Raw genomic sequence first — 18,030 nt, 5'->3', positions numbered from 1 at the left:
GGCCGCCCCAGACCGGGGTCAGTGGCGTCGCACGGGACATTGGTTTCGTCCAGCACGGATGCTTTTGGCATCCGGCGATGGCCGGGAGCGCCGACGAGCCGCTAACATGGCCGCCCCGGGGGCGGTGGCCGCGTACTGTGCCGGATCCGTCGGGAGCGGGGCTTCTGGCCCTGACCAACTTCCAACGAAATCAAACCCTTATCTCGCCCCCCGAGTGTAGCAGAATAAATAGGCTGATGACTGACTCCGATAACCGCCAACAATCGCCTGCGGGCAAATCCAGTGTGCGCCTGATCAAGGTTCCTGAAGACAGGGCCGGACAGCGGCTGGACAACTTCCTGCTGGGCCAACTGAAGGGTGCCCCGCGCAGCCTGATCTACAAACTGGTGCGCAGCGGCCAGGTGCGGGTCAATGGCGGCCGCGCCAAGGCCGAGCGCAAGCTGGAGGCGGGCGAGGAGGTGCGGGTGCCCCCTGTTAATCTCAATGAGGCGGGAGACAAGGCACCGCCGCCGGTCAGCTTCCTGCAGCGCATGGAGCAGGCCATCGTCTTCGAGGATGCCAAGCTGCTGGTGATCAACAAGCCGACCGGGGTGGCCAGCCATGGTGGCAGTGGTATCAGCCATGGGGCGATCGAGACCATGCGGGCGCTGCGCCCGAACATGAGCCTGGAACTGGTGCACCGGCTGGACCGGGACACTTCGGGCCTGCTGATCATGGCCAAGAAGCGCTCGGCGCTGGTCGAGCTGCAGGCCCTGCTGCGTGAAGACCATGGTGGCATCCAGAAACGCTACCTGACCCTGCTGGCCGGGCGCATGCCCGACGGGGTAATGAGCGTGGACGCACCGCTGCATGTCGGCCTGCGCCAGGGTGGTGAGCGCCATGTCCAGGTGAACGCGATCGGCAAGCCGTCCCTGAGCCATTTCAAGGTGCTGGAGCGGCGCGGTGGCCATTCCTACTGCGAGGTGCGGATTGAGACCGGCCGTACCCACCAGATCCGTGTACATGCCCAGCACATCGGGCACCCGGTGGCAGGTGACGACAAATACGGCGATCCGGCCGTCAACAAGCGCTTTCGTGAGCAGATCGGGCTCAAACGCCTGTTCCTGCACGCGGCCTCGCTGGAGTTCGCGCTGGACGGTGGCAAGACACCTTATTTATTGAACGCACCGCTGGCACCCGAGCTGGTCGAGGCGATGGACAGGCTTTGAGGTGGGGGGCGGCAAGTAAGGCAAGGATAGAGGATTCGGGATCTGAGATGGGCAAAGGCCGGCACCTCATGTCCCGTCAGCGGCCAGTTGCCGCTTTTACCAATCCCCAATCCCCTGAGGCAGCGATAGGGGATTCGGGATTTGAGATTGGCAAAGGCCAGCGCCTCATGTCCTGTCAGCGGCCAATTGCCGCTTTTACGAATCCCCAATCCCCAATCCCCGCTTCACTACCACTTGAACAGCACCAGGCTGATGGCGATGGTGGCCATGCCGATCACCAGCCCGTAAACGGTCTCGTGCCCCTTGGCATAGCGCTTGGCTGCCGGTAGCAGTTCGTCCAGGGCCAGGAACACCATGATGCCGGCGATCAGGCCAAACACCGCCCCGAAGGTGGCGTGCGACAGCGACCCCGCCAGTGCGAAATAGCCAATGGCCGCGCCGATCGGCTCGGCAAGGCCTGACAGCAGGCTGGCGCCAAAGGCATAGGATTTGCGTCCGGTGGCAAAGTACACCGGCACCGCGATGGCGATGCCTTCGGGGATGTTGTGGATGGCGATGGCAAAGGCCAGTGGCAGGCCAACCGAGGGGCTTTCCAGGGTGGCGAAGAAGGTGGCCAGGCCTTCCGGGAAGTTGTGCGCGGTGATGGCCACTGCGCTGAGCAGGCCGACCCGGCGGATGCTGCTGCGGTTCTTGTCCTTGAACGCCGGGTCCTGCTTGTCCAGGGTTTCGTGCGGGTTGGGCACCAGATGGTCAATCAATACCACCAGCAGCACGCCGCCCAGGAACCACAGCGTGCCGTAGGTGAAGCCGAGGCGGTCGCCATAGGCCTGGGCGAACGAAGCCACTGATTTGTTCAGGATTTCCGACAGCGACACATACACCATGGCGCCGCCGGCGAAGGCAAGCCCGAAGGCCAGCAGGCGCGGGTTGGGGCGCCTGGAGAACAGCACCAGCAGGCTGCCGACGGCTGTGGCCAGGCCGGCAGCCGCGGTCAGCCCGAAGGCGATCCAGAGATTATCGGGGGTTACAGGGTGCATCAGCGGGTATCAACCACCGCGCCTGACGCGCTCTTCAATAGCAAAGCACTCATCCGGCTTGGGGTCGGGCGGATTGAAGCTCACCGGCACCTGGATGGTGGTCGGCACCGGCTGGCCATTGCGGGTGGCTGCCTTGAACTTCCACTCGCGCACGCGGGCCGCCGCCGAGTCGTCCAGCTGGCTGTTGCCGCTGCTGGTTACCAGGGAGACGTCGGTAGGGCTGCCTTCCGGACCAATCACTACCTTCAGCACGCTCTTGCCGCCGACGCCGGTGCAGGCCAGTTCGGCCGGATAGTCCGGCGGCGGCGTCTGTACCGCGGCCACCTCGGTCGGGCCGATGGCCGGTGCATCCGGCTGGCCCTCGCCGCAGGCGCTGAGCAGCATGGCGGCTGCCAGGGAACCCAACACTAGTTGCAGTTTCATCTCATTGCTCCGTCAGCGCTGATGCCTTGGCGGCACAGATGAAGTCGTTCTCGCTCAGGCCGCCCACATCGTGGGTGGAAAAACGCACGACTGCACGGTCGTAATGCACGCCCAGGTCGGGGTGGTGGTCTTCGCGGTGGGCAATCCACGCCAGCGCGTTCACGAAGGCCATGGTGCCGTGGTAGTTGTCAAAGCGGAATGTACGCAGCAGGGCCTGGCCATTCTCGGCCAGCTCCCAGCCAGGCACCTGCGGCAACAGCTCGGCCAGCCGGGCTTGGCCCAGGCGCTGTTCACTGCCCTTGCGGGGAATGCAGTGGGCCTGTACCAGTGGGATCAGGTCGGGGGCCATCGGGAACCTCCATGAAGCGAGTGACTGAATGATGCCGCCTGTGGAATCAGTGTCCCATCAGCGGCAAGCTGGACACGGCTAGAATACCCGCATGATCCAGATCTCAGATACCGCCCAGAACTATTTCCGCAAGCTGATCGAACGCGAGGCCGTGCCCGGCATGGGGGTGCGCCTGAGCGCGGTCGAGCCCGGAACCCCGCGTGCCGATGCGCGCCTGGAGTTTGCCGAGCCTACCGACCTGCTGGGTGACGAATGGGCGGTCGATTGCGATGGCTTCACGCTTTATGTTGCCGCCACCAGCGTGGCCTGGCTGGATGGGGCCGAGATTGATTTCGTCACCCAGGCCGCTGGCGCCCAGCAGCTGACCATCAAGGCACCGAAGATCAAGGGGGAAGCCCCGGATGAGGCTGCCTCCATCGTCGAGCGCGTGCGTTGGGTGATCGAGAACGAGATCAACCCGCAGCTGGCCTCGCATGGTGGCCGCGTTGCGGTGCAGGAAGTATCGGCCGACGGCGTGGTCCTGCTGCGCTTTGGTGGCGGTTGCCACGGCTGCGGCATGGCGGACGTGACCTTGAAGCAGGGGATCGAGAAGACCTTGATGGGACGCGTGCCGGGCATCACCGCCGTGCGCGACGCCACTGACCACGACAGTGGTCAGGCCCCGTATATCCCGCGCGACAGCGCAGGCTGAGCCGGATCCGCATGCCGGTGACGACGGTTGCCGATGTGATCAACCTGCTGGCTTCACGTCGGCAGGGCAGCATCCTGCACGATCGCCGCACCGGCATGCCGTACAGCTGGAGCAACTGGCTGCGCACCCGTGCATCCCGGGCTGCGTCGGCTTTCGCCAATGCCGACATGGTGCAGGTGATGGCGGCACGGGCGCCTGCGCCTGCCAGCGGCGTTCCCGTCGCGCAGCCCTTGTGGTGGATCATCCTGGCGATGTTCTGGCATGGCGGCGATCCGCCGCCACGCGATCAGCGGCGTCTACGCTGGTTTGCCGGTTTTTTCAGTGCGGCGCTGCATGTGCTGTTTGCATTGTTGCTGCTGTGGGTGGCGCTGGTGCGCAGCAATGTGGCCGAGGACAGCGGCGAGCAGGGTGAGCGCGTGCAGGTGGAGTACATCGGGCGCGGCACGCCGGAGCAGGAGGGCGGTGGCACCCCGGCAAGCGCTGAGCAGCCCGCTGTCCAACAGGCGCAAGCCAGTGCAGCGGCTGCAGCGCAAGCGATTGCGTCAGCTGATGTTGCAAGGTCCGAGCCCGCCCCGCAGGCCAGTGCGGCATCGGCAAGCCTTGCTGATCAAGCCGAGTCCATGCCGGTGGATGCATCCAAACCGGTGCCCGTGTCACCGGCGCAGCCTGCAGGCGCGGTTGTGGTGGAGCAGCCGTTGCAGGTGACTGAAACGCCGCAACCCACGCGTGACTTCGTGCTGCCGCAAGCCACCGTCATCGAAGCAGTGCCGCGTGTGCAGGTGCCGCAGGTGCGTGAGCGCAGCATCGAGACCGCAACGGAAGCGCCCCTGCAGGTACGGCCGGTAGAGCAGTCCACGATCCAGCCGCGGCAGCCTGTGATGCCTGAGGTGCAGGTGCGCGAGCGACAGGTGGAAACAGCGCAGCAGCAGACGGTAACCATGGCGCGCACGCCTGTGGCCGAGCGTCAGGTGCAGCTGCCGGTCCAGGACATCGCCGTACGCGAGCGCGACGTGCAGGTGGCGCCGAATCAGTCGGTGGCCATGGCGCAGGTGCGCGCTCCCCAGGCCCAGGCGCAGATCAGGACGCCGGCGTTGGCCGTGCGTGAACGGCAGTTGCCGGGCGTGGCGGATACCCCCGCGGCAAGCGCCGCGCCTGCTGCGAACGCGGCAGCCAATGCCAGTACCGGCAGCGCGGCCTCGCCCGCATCGGCGTCGGCAACCGCGTCAACATCAACATCAACAGCGAGCATGTCGGCCGGTAGCGGTGCGGCTGCAGACCGCCCGAATGCACAGAGTGGCAGCAGTGCTGGCGCCGGCCCCAAGCCGCAGGATCGCAGTGGTGGTTGGGATGCGCAGGCGCGCGCTGACGACTGGGGTGCATCCACGCGACAGGTACCAGGCAAGGCAGGGGGGCAGGCGGACCAGGGGCGTGGCCTGTTCAATGCTGACGGCAGTGTGCGCTTGGCCAGTGAGGGTGAGCAGGCGCCGCGCCAAGCGGACAGGGGCGCGCCGGGTGGCGACGCCGACACCTGGAGCAGGGAGCGCATTGCCGAGTCGGGTACGTGGCTCAAGCGTCCGCCCTATGAATTCACCCCGACCTCGTTCGACAAATACTGGGTGCCGAACGAGTCCTTGCTGGCCGAGTGGGTCCGCAGGGGCATCAAGGACATCAAGATCCCGATCCCGGGCACCAACACCAGCATTTCCTGCGTGGTATCGATGCTGCAGTTCGGTGGCGGCTGCAGTTTGAGCAACCCCAACATGCAGGAGCAGCCAGCCGAGGCACGACCGCCGCCGGATATCCCGTTCAAGAAAGCGCTGCAGGAAGACAACGGCAGCCGTTGAGCCTGGACGACAGCAGCTGCGCGTTGCGCGCGCCGTCAGCTGCCCATGATGAAAAAGCTGAAGCCGCTCTCCGGCCCGCGCTCGGTGTGCGGGTTTACTTCAACGATCGCCTCGAACAGGACGCGTGCATCTTCAGTGCGGAACCCCGCGGGTACATCCAGCGTCGGTTCCGCGCGAAGTCGTTCCATCGCGATGGCCTCGGCTTCCTCGGGGCTGGCTGCCTCGATGAAACGGGTTGCGTAAAAGCCAACCGGAGCGTTTTGCCCCACCAGGATGCCGGGGAAGCTTTCACCGCAGATGCTGCATCGGAACAGTGGCATTGAGGTCGGCACCGACAGCAATGGGGCGGGTAAAGCAAAGCCGCCCTTGCGGCGGCTTTGCGTGTGCAGATGTAGCCGGGATCAGTCGACGCCGTGCAGGTCGCGCAACTGGCTGGGGCGGCTGCCGAAGTAGGCGGCCAGGTCGGCGATGTCCTGGTCGCTCAGGTTCTTGGCCTGCGGGGTCATCAGCATGTGGTCGCGGGTGCCGCCGCGGTAGGCCTGCAGGGCGTGCGCGAGGTAGTCGCCATACTGCCCGCCGAGCTTGGGATAGGTCGGGTCGATCGGGTTGTTGCCGTCGGCACCGTGGCAATCGATGCAGCTTTGGCCGGTGGCCTTGCCCTTGGCTGCAGCCAGGTGCTCCCCGGCGGCGATGCGGCCGTTGGGCAGGCCGGCAGAGGAGCTGGACCCGTGTTCACCGCTGGCGTGGCCGGGGTCGGCGGCGGACTTGCCGCTGGACTCCACCTCTGACTGCGTACACGCGGCCAGACCTATGGCGGCGAACAGGGCGATGGACAAACGCAGTGCGTGCGTGGGTTTCGTCATGATCGGCGCTTATTTGATGGTGGACAGGTAGGCGGACAAGTCAGCGATGTCCTGCACGCTGAAGCTGGTCGCTTGCGCCTGCATGGTCGGGTGCTTGCGCTTGCCTTCGCGGTATTCGGTCAGTGCCTGGGTCAGGTACTGCGGCGATTGGCCGCCGATCTTGGGCACCTTGTAGCTGGGGTAGGCGTTCTTGTAGCCGGTGAGTCCGTGGCAGCCCTGGCAGGTATAGGCCAGGGTGCGGCCAGCGCTGGCATTGCCGGTGACGGCGGCCGCGGGCGCGGCGGCAGGGGCAGGGGCGACGGCGGGTGGTGCAGACTGCGGATCAGCTTGGGCGGCCCCGAAGGTCAGGGCAAAAGCCAGAGCGAAACAAGCGGCGAGCGGCTGCGGGCGCATGGTTTCCTTGTCCGGTGAGCGGGTCTGGGGTTCCGCCGTGGGATACGGAACGGCCCGAGTATAGCCCGCGTATTTACCGGTTCGGAACAGGTTGTGGATGCTGCAGTGCGGCAGGTCCGTGCCGACCCTGCATGGCATGAACTGACATGGGGAGGCATGACTTTCGGGGCATGGTGTTGCTGTGGGGTGGTGCAATACTTTGCTACAACACCTGCCTACGCATCCCCAGGGACAAGACGATGTCGCGACTTTTCACTCTGCACGCCCGCACCGGAAGCTGCGCTGCTGCACTCCTGATCACCACCTCGCTGTTGCTGGGAGGCTGCAAGGCCGGCGGGGAAGAGGCCAAGGCCAAGACCCCGGACGAGCAGAAGGCCAGTGATGCGGTGCCCGTGGAAGTGGCCAAGGCCGAACGCCGCGCCATTGCTGCCAGCTATGCCGGCACGGCGGCGCTGGAGCCGCGCGCCGAATCGCAGGTGGTGGCCAAGACCTCGGGCGTGGCGCTGGCCGTGCTGGTCGAAGAAGGGCAGCAGGTGCGCGCTGGGCAGCCGCTGGTGCGGCTGGATCCGGACCGCGCACGGCTGAGCGTTGCGCAGAGCGAGGCACAGATGCGCAAGCTGGAAAACAGCTACCACCGCGCCGAGAAGCTGGTGCAGCAGCAACTGGTGAGTGCCGCCGACGTTGACCAGTTGCGTTACGACCTGGAGAACGCACGCGCGATGTACCGCATGGCGACGCTGGAGCTGTCCTACACCACGGTGGTGGCGCCGATCTCCGGCGTGGTGGCCTCACGCGACATCAAGCCGGGCAACTTCGTGCAGATCAACTCGCCGATCATCCGCATCGTCGACAGCAGCCAGCTGGAGGCGACCTTGAATGTGCCGGAGCGTGAGATCGCCAAGCTCAAGCCGGGCCAAGCCGTGACGCTGCAGGTGGACGCGCTGCCGGGCAAGCCGTTCACCGGTACTGTTGACCGTGTCGCACCGGTGGTCGACAACGGCACCGGTACCTTCCGCGTGGTCACCACTTTCACCGGCGAAGATGCGCTGCAGGCCGGCATGTTCGGCCGCTTGAGCATCAATTACGACCAGCGTGCCGATGCCCTGGTGGTACCGCGCACGGCGCTGCTGGAAGACGGTGGCAAGCCGGCGGTCTATGTGGTGCGTGACGGCAAGGCGGTGCGTACCGAGTTGGCCCTGGGCTACGACGATGCGGGTTTCATCGAGGTGCGCAACGGTCTGCAGCAGGGCGATGAGGTCGTCATCGCCGGCAAGGCCGCACTGCGCGAAGGCAGCGCGGTACAGGTGATCGGCAAGGAGAAGGCGGTGGCTGCGGCCGCCAAGGCACCGGCCGCTGCACAGGCGACCAAGCAATGAGTGACCACGGACCATCGGCTTCCAGCGGTGGCTTCGACCTGATCGAGTTCGCCACCCGCCGCCGCGTCACCATTGCGATGATGACGCTGACCCTGGTGTTGTTCGGCCTGATCTCGCTGTCCAGCCTGAAGGTCGAGCTGTTGCCGGACCTGAGCTATCCCACCCTGACCGTGCGTACCGATTACGAAGGTGCGGCACCGGCCGAGGTGGAGACCCTGATTTCGCAGCCGGCCGAAGAAGCACTGGGCATCGTCAAGGGCCTGCGCAAACTCAAGTCGATCTCCCGCACTGGCCAGAGCGACGTGGTGCTGGAGTTCGCCTGGGGCACGGACATGCAGCAGGCCGGGCTGGACGTGCGCGACAAGATGGAAACGCTGCAGTTGCCGCTGGAGGCCAAGCCGCCAGTGCTGCTGCGCTTCAATCCGTCCACCCAGCCGATCATGCGGCTGGCGCTGTCGTCCAAGCAGGAAGCCGGCAACGACGCCGATGCGGTGCGCCGGCTGATGGAACTGCGCCGTTATGCCGACGAGGACCTCAAGCGCAAGCTGGAGCCGGTCAGTGGCGTGGCCGCGGTCAAGGTCGGTGGCGGCCTGGAAGACGAGATCCAAGTGGATATCGACCAGCGCAAGCTGGCCGCGCTGGGCCTGTCACTGGATACGGTGATCCAGCGCCTGCAGCAGGAAAACGTCAACCTGTCCGGCGGTCGTCTGGAAGAAGGTTCGCAGCGTTATCTGGTGCGTACCGTCAACCAGTTCGCCACCGTCGAGCAGATGCGCGAGATGCTGCTGACCACCGCCAGTGGTTCCAGCTCGGCCAGTTCCACCGGCGAGAACCGCCAGCTGATGTCGGCCATCCTCGGCAGCAGCGACCCCAACGTGATCGCGGCGCTGCGCAGTGACGGCAGCAGCAGTGCGCCCAGCGTGCGCCTGAAGGACGTGGCGGAAGTACGCCAGGGCTACAAGGAACGCGAAGCGGTGATCCGCGCTGCCGGCCACGAAGCGGTCGAGCTCGCAGTCTACAAGGAAGGTGACGCCAACACGGTATCCACTGCTGATGCGCTGGAAGCGAAGTTGGAGCAGATCCGCAAGGAAATGCCCAAGGACATCGAGATGACCACGGTGGAGGACCAATCAGTCTTCATCCGCCACGCCATCAAGGACGTCAAGATCGATGCGGTGATCGGCGGCCTGCTGTCGGTGCTGATCATCTTCCTGTTCCTGCGCGATGGCTGGAGCACCTTCGTGATCTCGCTGTCGCTGCCGATCTCGATCATCGCCACCTTCTTCTTCATGGGCCAGCTTGGCCTGAGCTTGAACGTGATGTCGTTGGGCGGCCTGGCGCTGGCCACCGGTCTGGTGGTGGATGATTCGATCGTGGTGCTGGAATCCATCGCCAAGGCGCGTGAGCGCGGCATGGGCATCCTGGAAGCGGCGATCAAGGGCACCCGCGAAGTGTTCATGGCGGTGGTTGCCTCGACCCTGACCACGATAGCGGTGTTCCTGCCGCTGGTATTCGTCGAAGGTATCGCCGGCCAGTTGTTCCGTGACCAGGCCTTGACCGTGTCGATCGCCATCGCGGTGTCGCTGGTGGTGTCGATGACCCTGATTCCGATGCTGAGCGCGCTGAAGGGCCGTCCGCCGTTGGAGTTCCCGGCCGAGGATCCGCGTGAGCCGTGGCGTCCGCAGAGCCGCTGGAAGAAGCCGGCGGCCTATGCTGGCCGTGGCATCGGCGCGATGTTCCGTTACGGCTTCTATTTCCTGGCGTGGAGCGTGGTGCGGATTTTCCGTGGCATTGCCGCGGTGGTCGGCCCGGTGATGCGCAAGGCCAGTGATCTTGCAATGGCGCCGTATGGCCGCGCCGAAGCCGGCTATCTGCGCGCGCTGCCGGCGGCATTGAAGCGTCCGTGGCCTGTGTTGGGTTTTGCGACGTTGGCGTTCGGCTTGACCCTGGCGGCGTTGCCGCTGCTGGGCGTGGATCTGCTGCCGCAGCTGGCCCAGGACCGCTTTGAAATGACCGCCAAGCTGCCGCCGGGCACGCCACTGGCGCAGACCGATGCACTGGTGCGCGAAGTGCAGCGCAAGCATGCCGACGAAGAAGGCGTGCGCCTGCTGTACGGGGTCTCCGGCACCGGTACGCGACTGGATGCCAGCCCGACCGAGAGCGGCGAGAACATCGGCAAGCTGTCGGTGGTGATGAATGACACCAAGCGGGAGCCGGCACTGACCGAGAAGCTGCGCGAGACCATGAAGGCCTGGCCGTCAGCGCAGGTGGATTTCGCCCGCCCGGAGCTGTTCGCGCTGTCGCCGCCGCTGGAAATCGAAATCGAGGGCAATAATCTCGAGGACATCCGCGTCGCCGGCAATCGCCTGGCAGGCATGCTGCGCGAGAGTCCGCACTATGCTGACGTCAAGTCGACGGTGGAGCAGGGCTTCCCTGAAATCCAGGTGGTGTTCGACCAGGACCGCGCCGCGGCACTCGGCCTGACCACGCGGCAGATCGCCGATGCGGTGGTCAACAAGGTCAAGGGCAATGTCGCCACCCGCTACAGCTTCCGTGATCGCAAGATCGACGTGCTGGTGCGCGTGCAGGAATCGGAGCGTTCCTCGGTCAACGACATCCGTCGCCTGATCGTCAACCCGACCGGTGCCAAGCCGATCGAACTGGGGTCTGTTGCTGACGTCATCGCCACCACCGGCCCCAGCGAAATCCACCGTGCCGACCAGCGCCGTGTGGCCATTGTCTCCGCCAACCTGCGCGACATCGACCTGGGTGCGGCGATGGCCGAGGTGCAGAGCATGGTCGCCAAGAACCCCCTGGGCACCGATGTGGGCATGCACATCGGCGGCCAGGGCCAGGAGCTGGGCGAATCGATCCGCTCGCTGCTGTTCGCATTCGCCTTGGCGGTGTTCCTGGTCTATCTGGTGATGGCATCGCAGTTCGAATCGCTGCTGCATCCCTTCGTCATCCTGTTCACCATCCCGCTGGCGTTGGTCGGTGCAGTGGCGGCCCTGCTGTTGGCGCGTTCACCGGTCTCGGTGGTGGTGTTCATCGGCTTGATTCTATTGGTCGGTCTGGTGGTGAAGAACGCCATCATCCTGATCGACAAGGTCAACCAGCTGCGCGAGGAAGGCGTGGCCAAGCGTGAGGCCCTGGTAGAGGGGGCACGTTCGCGTCTGCGGCCGATCATGATGACCACGCTGTGCGCGGTGTTCGGCTTCCTGCCGCTGGCCCTGGCCTTCGGTGAAGGTGCTGAAGTGCGCTCGCCGATGGCGATCACGGTGATTGGTGGCCTGCTGGTCTCGACCCTGCTGACCTTGCTGGTGATTCCGGTGGTGTATGACCTGCTGGATCGCAAGCCGGACGAGTACTACGCCGAGCGCGGCCGTCGTGCACGCCAGGCCATGGCCCAGGCCGAGCAGGTGCTGAGCCACGAGCAGGACCCCATCGGCGGCATCAAGGACTGAGCGGATGAATATCACCGAGCTGTCCATCCGCCGCCCTGTCACCACCATCATGTTGTTCGTGTCGATGGTGGTGATCGGCCTGATTGCTGCGTTCAAGCTGCCGCTGGAGTCGGAGCCGGAAGCATCGATCCCGTTCTTCTTCATCGCACTGCCGTACCCGGGTTCGACCCCGGAAGAAGTGGAGCGCAACCTGCTGCGGCCGGTTGAAGAGGCCATCGCCACGATGCCCGGCATCAAGACGATGAACTCGCGCGCCAACGCCGAAGGCGGGCAGATCCAGGTCGAATTCAGCGATTGGAACCGCGATATCGCCATGGCCGCGTCCGAAGCGCGTGAGCGCATCGACGCGGTGCGTGACGAGTTGCCGGACGACTTCCGCCGTTATTACGTGCAGCGCTGGAGCACCAGTGACCAGGAAGCCATCAGCCTGCGCCTGAACAGCAAGGAAGACCTGACCGCGCGCGCTGACATGATCGAGCGTGCCATCAAGCAGCGCCTGGAGCGTCTGCCCGGCGTGGCCCGTGTTGAAGTGGAAGGCGTTGCCAAGCAGGAAGTACTGATCGCGCTGGACAAGGACCGCATCAGCGCGCATGGCGTAGCCCTGAATGATCTGGTGCAGAAGCTGCAGGCGGCCAACTTCGCGGTATCGGCCGGGCAGATCACCGAGGACGGCCGCCGCCTGCGCGTGCAACCCAAGGGTGAGCTGCTGGAAGTGCAGGAGCTGCGCGACCTGCCGATCAACAACCGCGGTACCCGCCTGTCCGACATCGCCGAGGTCAGCCTGCAGCCGCAGCGCATGAGCTACGTCCGCCGCATGGAAGGCAAGCCCAGCGTGGGCGTGGACATCTACAAGGAGCGCTCGGCGAACCTGGTGGACCTGTCGCGCGCGGTAGGCAAGGAAGTCGAGAGACTGGGCGACGACCCGGCCCTGCGCGGGGTGGATATCGAAGTGGCCTGGGACTCGGGCAAGGCGGTCACCAGCTCGCTGTTGGCCCTGGCCGAAGCCGGTGCGATCGGCCTGTTGTTGTCGGTGATCGTGCTGTACGCCTTCCTGCGCCATTGGCCGTCAACGCTGATGGTGTCGATGGCGATCCCGATCTGTTTCATCATGACCTTGGGCTTCATGTACTTCACCGGCATCAGCCTGAACATCATCTCGATGATGGGCTTGTTGCTGGCGGTAGGCATGTTGGTGGACAACGCCGTGGTGGTGGTGGAGAGCATCTACCAGGAGCGCGAGAAATACCCTGGCAAACCGGAGATGGCCTCGATCATCGGTACCCGTCACGTGGCGATCGCGCTGTCGGCCGGTACCTTGTGCCACTGCGTGGTGTTCCTGCCGATGATGTTCGGTGAGAAGAACATCATCACCATTTACCTGACCCAGCTGGCGCTGACCATCTCGTTCTCGTTGTTGGCGTCGTGGCTGGTGGCAGTGAGCCTGATCCCGATGCTGTCGGCACGGATGAAGACGCCTCCGGCATTGAAGTCGCCGTTCATCAGCCGTCTGCAGGCGCGGTATGCGCGGGTACTGCGCTGGACCTTGCAGAACCGGGGCTGGAGCGTAGCCGGCATCGTGCTGGTGTCGGTGCTCAGCGTCTGGCCGATGACCCACACCAGTGGCGGTGGCGATGACAATGATCCGGATGAGATCAACATCTTCTATCAGTGGAAGGGCTCTTATTCCAAGGAAGAGATGGGCAAGGAAGTGCAGCGTGTCGAGGACTTCGTCAACGCCAACCGCGACGAGTTCAAGATCAAGCGCGTCTACAGCCGTTTCGCCGAGCAGGGCTGGGCGCAGACACGCCTGTACCTGACGGTGGATGACCGCGAGCAGAGCAAGAAGATCGAGGAAGAGGTGCGCAAGGGGCTGCCACAGTCCGCGCGTGCCAAGATCGGTATCGGCTGGCCGGGTGGCATGGGCAGCGAAGGGCAGGGCCTGCGGTTCAGTCTGGTCGGTGATTCAAGCCAGACCTTGCGCGAGCTGGCCGATGACATCGTGCCGATCCTGGCGCGCAATCCCAAGCTGCGCGATGTGCGCGTGGACGTAGGCGATGCCAATGCCGAACTGGCCGTGCGGGTCAACCGCGAACGTGCAGCATCGTATGGCTTCAGTGCCCAGCAGGTAGCGCAGTTCGTGGGCATGGCGCTGCGTGGCTCATCGCTGCGTGACTTCCACCGCGATGACGTCGAGATTCCAGTCAATGTACGTTTCTCGGACTCGGAGAACTACAGCATCGAGGACCTGTCCTCGTTCATGGTACGCAGTTCCAGCGGCAAGGAGATCCCGTTGCTGGCAATGGTGGACGTCAACGTCAATCCGGCGGCCAACTCCATCCAGCGCTTGAACCGGCAGACCATGCTGCGTATCGAGGCCGGCCTGGCCAAGGACGTGCCGATGGACCAGGCGCGCAAGTCCGTCGAGGAGACCCTGGACCGGGTGCAGTTCCCGCCGGGCTACGGTTATACCTTCAACGGTGCGGGCTTCAACATCAACTTCGACGGCATGGACCAGATGGTGACGGCGATCTTCATCGCCCTGATCCTGATGGTGGTGATCATGGCGGCGGTGTTCGAGTCGTTGTTGTTCCCGGCAGCGATCATGTCCTGTGTGCTGTTCTCGATCTACGGCGTGTACTGGCTGTTCTGGCTGACCGGCACCGAGATGAACATCATGGCGGTGATCGGCATCCTGGTGCTGATGGGCGTGGTGGTGAACAACGGCATTGTGATGATCGAACACATCAACAACCTGCGCCGGCGTGGGGTCTCGCGCACGGAGGCCCTGATCGAGGGCAGCCGCGAGCGACTGCGACCCATCATGATGACGATGGGCACGGCGATCCTGGCGATGGTGCCGATTGCCTTGAATACGACCACGGCCGATGGCATGCCGCCGTACTACCCGATGGCACGCGCGATTGCGGGTGGTCTGGCGTTCTCGACGGTGGTGAGTTTGTTGTTCCTGCCGACCATCTATGCGTTGTTGGATGATCTGCGTACCGGCACGGCGCGGTTGGTGCGGCGTGCGCGCGGTTTGCCGCCGGTGGAGCATGCGGCGGTTGTAGAGGGCTGATTGGCTGTAGGGCAGGGCGGCTGTAGTTGCTTTGACGGTTAGCAGCGAAGGCAAGAGCAACAGCTGAAGCAAGAGCTGCCCTCACCCCTACCCCTCTCCCGCATGCGGGAGAGGGGACAGCCGAAACAAAAGCCAGAGCAAGAGCGAGAGCAGAAGCCGAAGCAGAGCCGAAGCCGAAGCCGAAGCAAAAGCCGAAGCCGAAGCCGAAGCAAAAGCCGAAGCCGAAGCAAAAGCCGAAGCAAAAGCTGGTGCTTGAGATGCGGTTTTGGCTGCCGTAAGCCGAGAAGGCTGCAGCAGAAGAAGATGTATGAGATCCAATCCCCTCTCCCGTTTACGGGAGAGGGGTAGGGGTGAGGGCGCTTCTACGCTTTTAGCGCTCTACAGCCTCAAAGCTTCAAAGCCCCAAAGACCCAACGGCCCAACGGCCCAACGGCCCAACGGCCTCAACCAGCCAACTTCCCATAAACACTGAAGCCGGTAAGCCACAAACCTAGCATGCTGCCGATATTGGTCAGCATGAAAGTCAGCACGATGCGGGTAACGCGATTTCGGTACCAGCCTTTCAGGCTCTGCGCATCATCACGCAGTTGCAGGAAATCCTGATACGTAGGCTTGCGCAGACGCGTCTCCACCAGCGCCGCAAACGCACCGGTAGGAATACTCAGGCGGAAGGGCTTGAACGGCGCAACCACGATCGCGGTCAGAATGCTCAACGGATGGCTGGCAGCAAGCAACGCACCCAGGCCAGCCAGGCCGCCGGTAAACATCGCCCAGGTCAGCAACATGTCGGCACCCATGCCCATGCCGCCCTTCCAGAAGCCAAACCCAATGCCACCCAGCACGATGGCCAGAATGCCCAGCGTGATCCATGGGATGTTGCGCTTCTTCGGCACCGCTTCCAGCTGCTCTCGCAGCGGACCCGGAGCTTCGCTATCGGTTTCCAGATAGCGGGCCAGCCCTGCAAGGTGACCCGCGCCAACCACCGCCAGTACATTGCGCTGTTCGCTGTTGTGTTCCTCACGCAGACGCGTAGCCATATAGCGATCGCGCTCACCGATGATGGCCTGGTACAGCGCCGGGCTTTCGTTGGCGAACTCGCCGAAGCTCGATTCCAGCATGTCGCCCTGCTTGAGCTTCTCGATCTCGTCTTCGCCCACATCCTCGGATGAGAACAGGCCGGCGCCCAGACCCATCACCAGCTTGATCTTGCCGAAGAAGCCCAGGCTCTGCGAGGCGCGGCGGAAGGTCAGGCCGACATCGCGATCAATCAGGTGCACCGGCAGATCATTGGCCTTGGCCAGTTCCACTGCACGCTTGAGTTCGGCACCGGGTTCGATACCCAACTGCTCGGCCAGGCGCCGCTGATAGGCGGCCAGTGCCAGGTTGGCGGCAAACAGTGCCACGCGCCCCTTGCGGATTACTTCGACCAGATCGAGCTGGGCAAGTGCATTGGGATTGGTCAGTGCCTGCAGGCGTTGCGGGTCCAGCTCGACGGCAACCGCGTCGTACTGGCCGGAGCCAATGGCCTGCTCGACGGCCTGTACGCTGGCCACGGAGACGTGGGCAGTCCCCAGCAAGGTGTAACGCACGCCGTCGCGTTCAACCACGCGCACAGGCTGGCCGGCCAGCAGCTCGCTGCCGGTTTCAACAGAAGTGTCAGTCATTGCTTCATTCATGGGTGGGGGCGCTGTCGGCACCGTCGCCGAGTGCGCGTTGCATCTGCACGGTGTCCAGCCAGCGCCCGTGCTTGCGGCCCAGGCCGCGGAACACGCCAATCAGCTCAAAGCCGAAGCGCTCGTGCAGCTTGATCGAGGCGGTATTGGTCGGCTCGCCGATCACCGCGATCATCTGCCGGTAACCGCGCGCGGTGCATTCGGCGATCAGGGCCTGCATCAGCGCCTTGCCAACGCCCTGGCCGTGGAAGCGCGCATCCACGTAGATCGAGTTCTCCACGGTCCACTGATAGGCGATACGGGCGCGGTAGCTGTTGGCATAGGCGTAGCCGGCTACCTCGTCGTCGATGGTGGCGACGAGGTAGGGATAGCCGTGCTCGGTGATGCTCTGCATGCGCTGCGCCATTTCTGCTTCGCTGGGCACCTCGTATTCGTAGGTGTTGACCAGTTCGCGCACCTCCACCGCATAGATCGCGGTGATGGCCGGGATGTCGGCGGGGGTTGCGGGGCGTAGCTGCAGGCTCATTTCGGGTCCGGTCAGTCGATGTAACGCTTGAGCAGGTCGCCGTAGGCATCGATGCGGCGATCACGCAGGAACGGCCAGATACGGCGCACGTGTTCACTGCGCTGCAGGTCCACTTCGCACACCAGCAGGGTCGCATCAGTGCCGGCTTCGGCGATGAACTCGCCCTGCGGACCCAGCACGTGGCTGTTGCCCCAGAAGTTGATGCCCGAGGCGCCCAGCGGCGACGCTTCGTGACCCACGCGGTTGCAGCTCAGCACCGGCACGCCGTTGGCCACGGCGTGGCCACGGTGGCTCAGCACCCAGGCGTCGCGCTGGCGGTTCTTCTCGTCCTGCACATCGTCCGGGTCCCAGCCGATGGCGGTGGGGTAGAGCAGCAGCTCGGCGCCGGCCAGCGCCATCAGGCGCGCGGCTTCCGGGTACCACTGGTCCCAGCAGACCAGCACGCCGAGGCGGCCGACCGAGGTATCGATGGGGGTGAAACCGATGTCGCCCGGGGTGAAGTAAAACTTCTCGTAGAAGCCCGGGTCATCGGGGATGTGCATCTTGCGGTACTTGCCCAGCAAGCTGCCGTCCTTTTCAAAGACCACGGCGGTGTTGTGGTACAGGCCGGCGGCGCGGCGCTCGAACAGCGAGCCGACGATGACCACGCCGTGCTTTCTGGCCAGCGCGCCAAGGTGTTCGGTGCTGGGGCCGGGGATAGGCTCGGCCAGGTCGAACTCGTCCACTGACTCGTGCTGGCAGAAGTACGGAGCGTTGTGCAGTTCCTGCAGCAGCACCAGTTTCGCGCCCTGCGCGGCAGCTTCGGCCACGCGTGCATCGATCACTGCGAGGTTGGCGGCGGCGTCACCGTGGTTGCGCTCTTGGACAAGGGCGACGGTAAGGGGGCTGCGCGAGTTCATGCTGCGATCCTGCGGTGGAAAACGCGCATGTTAACGCGGATGCGCGTTGGCTATGTGGTCAGGGCTGAACGGAGGGGGCTGTGGTGCCATGCGGTTGCTTGCGCTTCTCAGGTAGGGCCGAGCCATGCTCGGCTGAACATGTGTACATAGCTGGTCCGGATTGCACGGACGTGGGCGAAGGGCAGCCGAGCATGGCTCGGCACTACGC

15 protein-coding genes are annotated in these 18,030 nt (G+C 64.5%); 6 read left to right on the top strand and 9 right to left on the bottom strand.

Annotated features, from left to right (window positions below; all coding sequences use genetic code 11):
- The first annotated feature begins 236 nt into the window (after positions 1 to 236).
- Positions 237 to 1,208 (top strand): RluA family pseudouridine synthase, encoded by a 972-nt coding sequence (locus tag B2527_RS07030; RefSeq protein ID WP_293707189.1) that lies wholly within the window; start codon positions 237 to 239, stop codon positions 1,206 to 1,208.
- 227 nt (positions 1,209 to 1,435) lie between these two features.
- Here B2527_RS07030 and zupT read toward each other — a convergent pair whose 3' ends face one another.
- The 3 genes from zupT to B2527_RS07015 are packed head-to-tail and all read right to left on the bottom strand — an operon-like array spanning position 1,436 to position 3,017.
- Positions 1,436 to 2,245, bottom strand: coding sequence for a zinc transporter ZupT (zupT, locus tag B2527_RS07025; RefSeq protein ID WP_293707188.1), 810 nt, complete (start codon positions 2,243 to 2,245; stop codon positions 1,436 to 1,438).
- A 9-nt stretch (positions 2,246 to 2,254) separates the two neighbouring features.
- Positions 2,255 to 2,668 carry an energy transducer TonB gene (locus tag B2527_RS07020; RefSeq protein ID WP_293707186.1) on the bottom strand — a complete coding sequence of 138 codons (414 nt, stop codon included), beginning with the start codon at positions 2,666 to 2,668 and terminating at the stop codon, positions 2,255 to 2,257.
- Between the two features lies 1 nt (position 2,669).
- The gene (locus B2527_RS07015) at positions 2,670 to 3,017 is read right to left on the bottom strand and encodes a 4a-hydroxytetrahydrobiopterin dehydratase (RefSeq protein WP_293707184.1); all 348 of its coding nucleotides are present in this window, start codon (positions 3,015 to 3,017) and stop codon (positions 2,670 to 2,672) included.
- A 91-nt stretch (positions 3,018 to 3,108) separates the two neighbouring features.
- Between B2527_RS07015 and B2527_RS07010 the strand changes: the two genes are divergently transcribed.
- Both B2527_RS07010 and B2527_RS07005 read left to right on the top strand, forming a co-directional pair.
- Positions 3,109 to 3,708 (top strand): NfuA family Fe-S biogenesis protein, encoded by a 600-nt coding sequence (locus B2527_RS07010; RefSeq protein WP_293707182.1) that lies wholly within the window; start codon positions 3,109 to 3,111, stop codon positions 3,706 to 3,708.
- 11 nt (positions 3,709 to 3,719) lie between these two features.
- A complete protein-coding gene (locus B2527_RS07005; protein ID WP_293707179.1) occupies positions 3,720 to 5,552 on the top strand; it encodes a hypothetical protein in 1,833 nt (610 codons plus the stop codon).
- Between the two features lie 35 nt (positions 5,553 to 5,587).
- Here B2527_RS07005 and B2527_RS07000 read toward each other — a convergent pair whose 3' ends face one another.
- The 3 genes from B2527_RS07000 to B2527_RS06990 form a co-directional block, all read right to left on the bottom strand.
- Positions 5,588 to 5,872: a hypothetical protein gene (locus B2527_RS07000; RefSeq protein WP_293707176.1), complete on the bottom strand. Its 285-nt coding sequence runs from the start codon at positions 5,870 to 5,872 to the stop codon at positions 5,588 to 5,590.
- 81 nt (positions 5,873 to 5,953) lie between these two features.
- Positions 5,954 to 6,415: a c-type cytochrome gene (locus B2527_RS06995; RefSeq protein WP_293707173.1), complete on the bottom strand. Its 462-nt coding sequence runs from the start codon at positions 6,413 to 6,415 to the stop codon at positions 5,954 to 5,956.
- Positions 6,416 to 6,424: 9 nt separating this feature from the next.
- Positions 6,425 to 6,808, bottom strand: coding sequence for a c-type cytochrome (locus B2527_RS06990; protein ID WP_293707170.1), 384 nt, complete (start codon positions 6,806 to 6,808; stop codon positions 6,425 to 6,427).
- Between the two features lie 239 nt (positions 6,809 to 7,047).
- Between B2527_RS06990 and B2527_RS06985 the strand changes: the two genes are divergently transcribed.
- From B2527_RS06985 to B2527_RS06975, 3 genes are read left to right on the top strand one after another with little or no spacing between them, the layout of a single operon-like run.
- Positions 7,048 to 8,184, top strand: coding sequence for an efflux RND transporter periplasmic adaptor subunit (locus B2527_RS06985; protein ID WP_293707168.1), 1,137 nt, complete (start codon positions 7,048 to 7,050; stop codon positions 8,182 to 8,184).
- Positions 8,181 to 11,648, top strand: coding sequence for an efflux RND transporter permease subunit (locus tag B2527_RS06980; RefSeq protein WP_293707165.1), 3,468 nt, complete (start codon positions 8,181 to 8,183; stop codon positions 11,646 to 11,648). The genes B2527_RS06985 and B2527_RS06980 overlap by 4 nt, the downstream gene beginning before the upstream one ends.
- Positions 11,649 to 11,652: 4 nt before the next feature.
- Positions 11,653 to 14,724, top strand: coding sequence for an efflux RND transporter permease subunit (locus tag B2527_RS06975; RefSeq protein ID WP_293707162.1), 3,072 nt, complete (start codon positions 11,653 to 11,655; stop codon positions 14,722 to 14,724).
- A gap of 443 nt (positions 14,725 to 15,167) precedes the next feature.
- Here the strand turns inward: B2527_RS06975 and B2527_RS06970 are convergent, their stop codons facing one another.
- Genes B2527_RS06970 through B2527_RS06960 form a run of 3 tightly spaced genes read right to left on the bottom strand, consistent with a single transcriptional unit; the run spans position 15,168 to position 17,822 of the window.
- On the bottom strand, positions 15,168 to 16,400 hold the full coding sequence (locus tag B2527_RS06970; protein ID WP_414717028.1) for a TraB/GumN family protein: 1,233 nt from the start codon (positions 16,398 to 16,400) through the stop codon (positions 15,168 to 15,170).
- On the bottom strand, positions 16,393 to 16,923 hold the full coding sequence (locus B2527_RS06965) for a GNAT family N-acetyltransferase (RefSeq protein WP_293707158.1): 531 nt from the start codon (positions 16,921 to 16,923) through the stop codon (positions 16,393 to 16,395). The genes B2527_RS06970 and B2527_RS06965 overlap by 8 nt, the downstream gene beginning before the upstream one ends.
- Positions 16,924 to 16,934: 11 nt before the next feature.
- Positions 16,935 to 17,822, bottom strand: coding sequence for a carbon-nitrogen hydrolase (locus tag B2527_RS06960; protein WP_293707156.1), 888 nt, complete (start codon positions 17,820 to 17,822; stop codon positions 16,935 to 16,937).
- Positions 17,823 to 18,030: the final 208 nt, after the last annotated feature.

The sequence above is a fragment of the Stenotrophomonas sp. UBA7606 genome (assembly GCF_002477705.1).
GTDB lineage: Bacteria > Pseudomonadota > Gammaproteobacteria > Xanthomonadales > Xanthomonadaceae > Stenotrophomonas.
The sequence above is the reverse complement of the archived record's forward strand: the minus strand, read 5'-3'. Positions and strand labels throughout refer to the sequence as shown.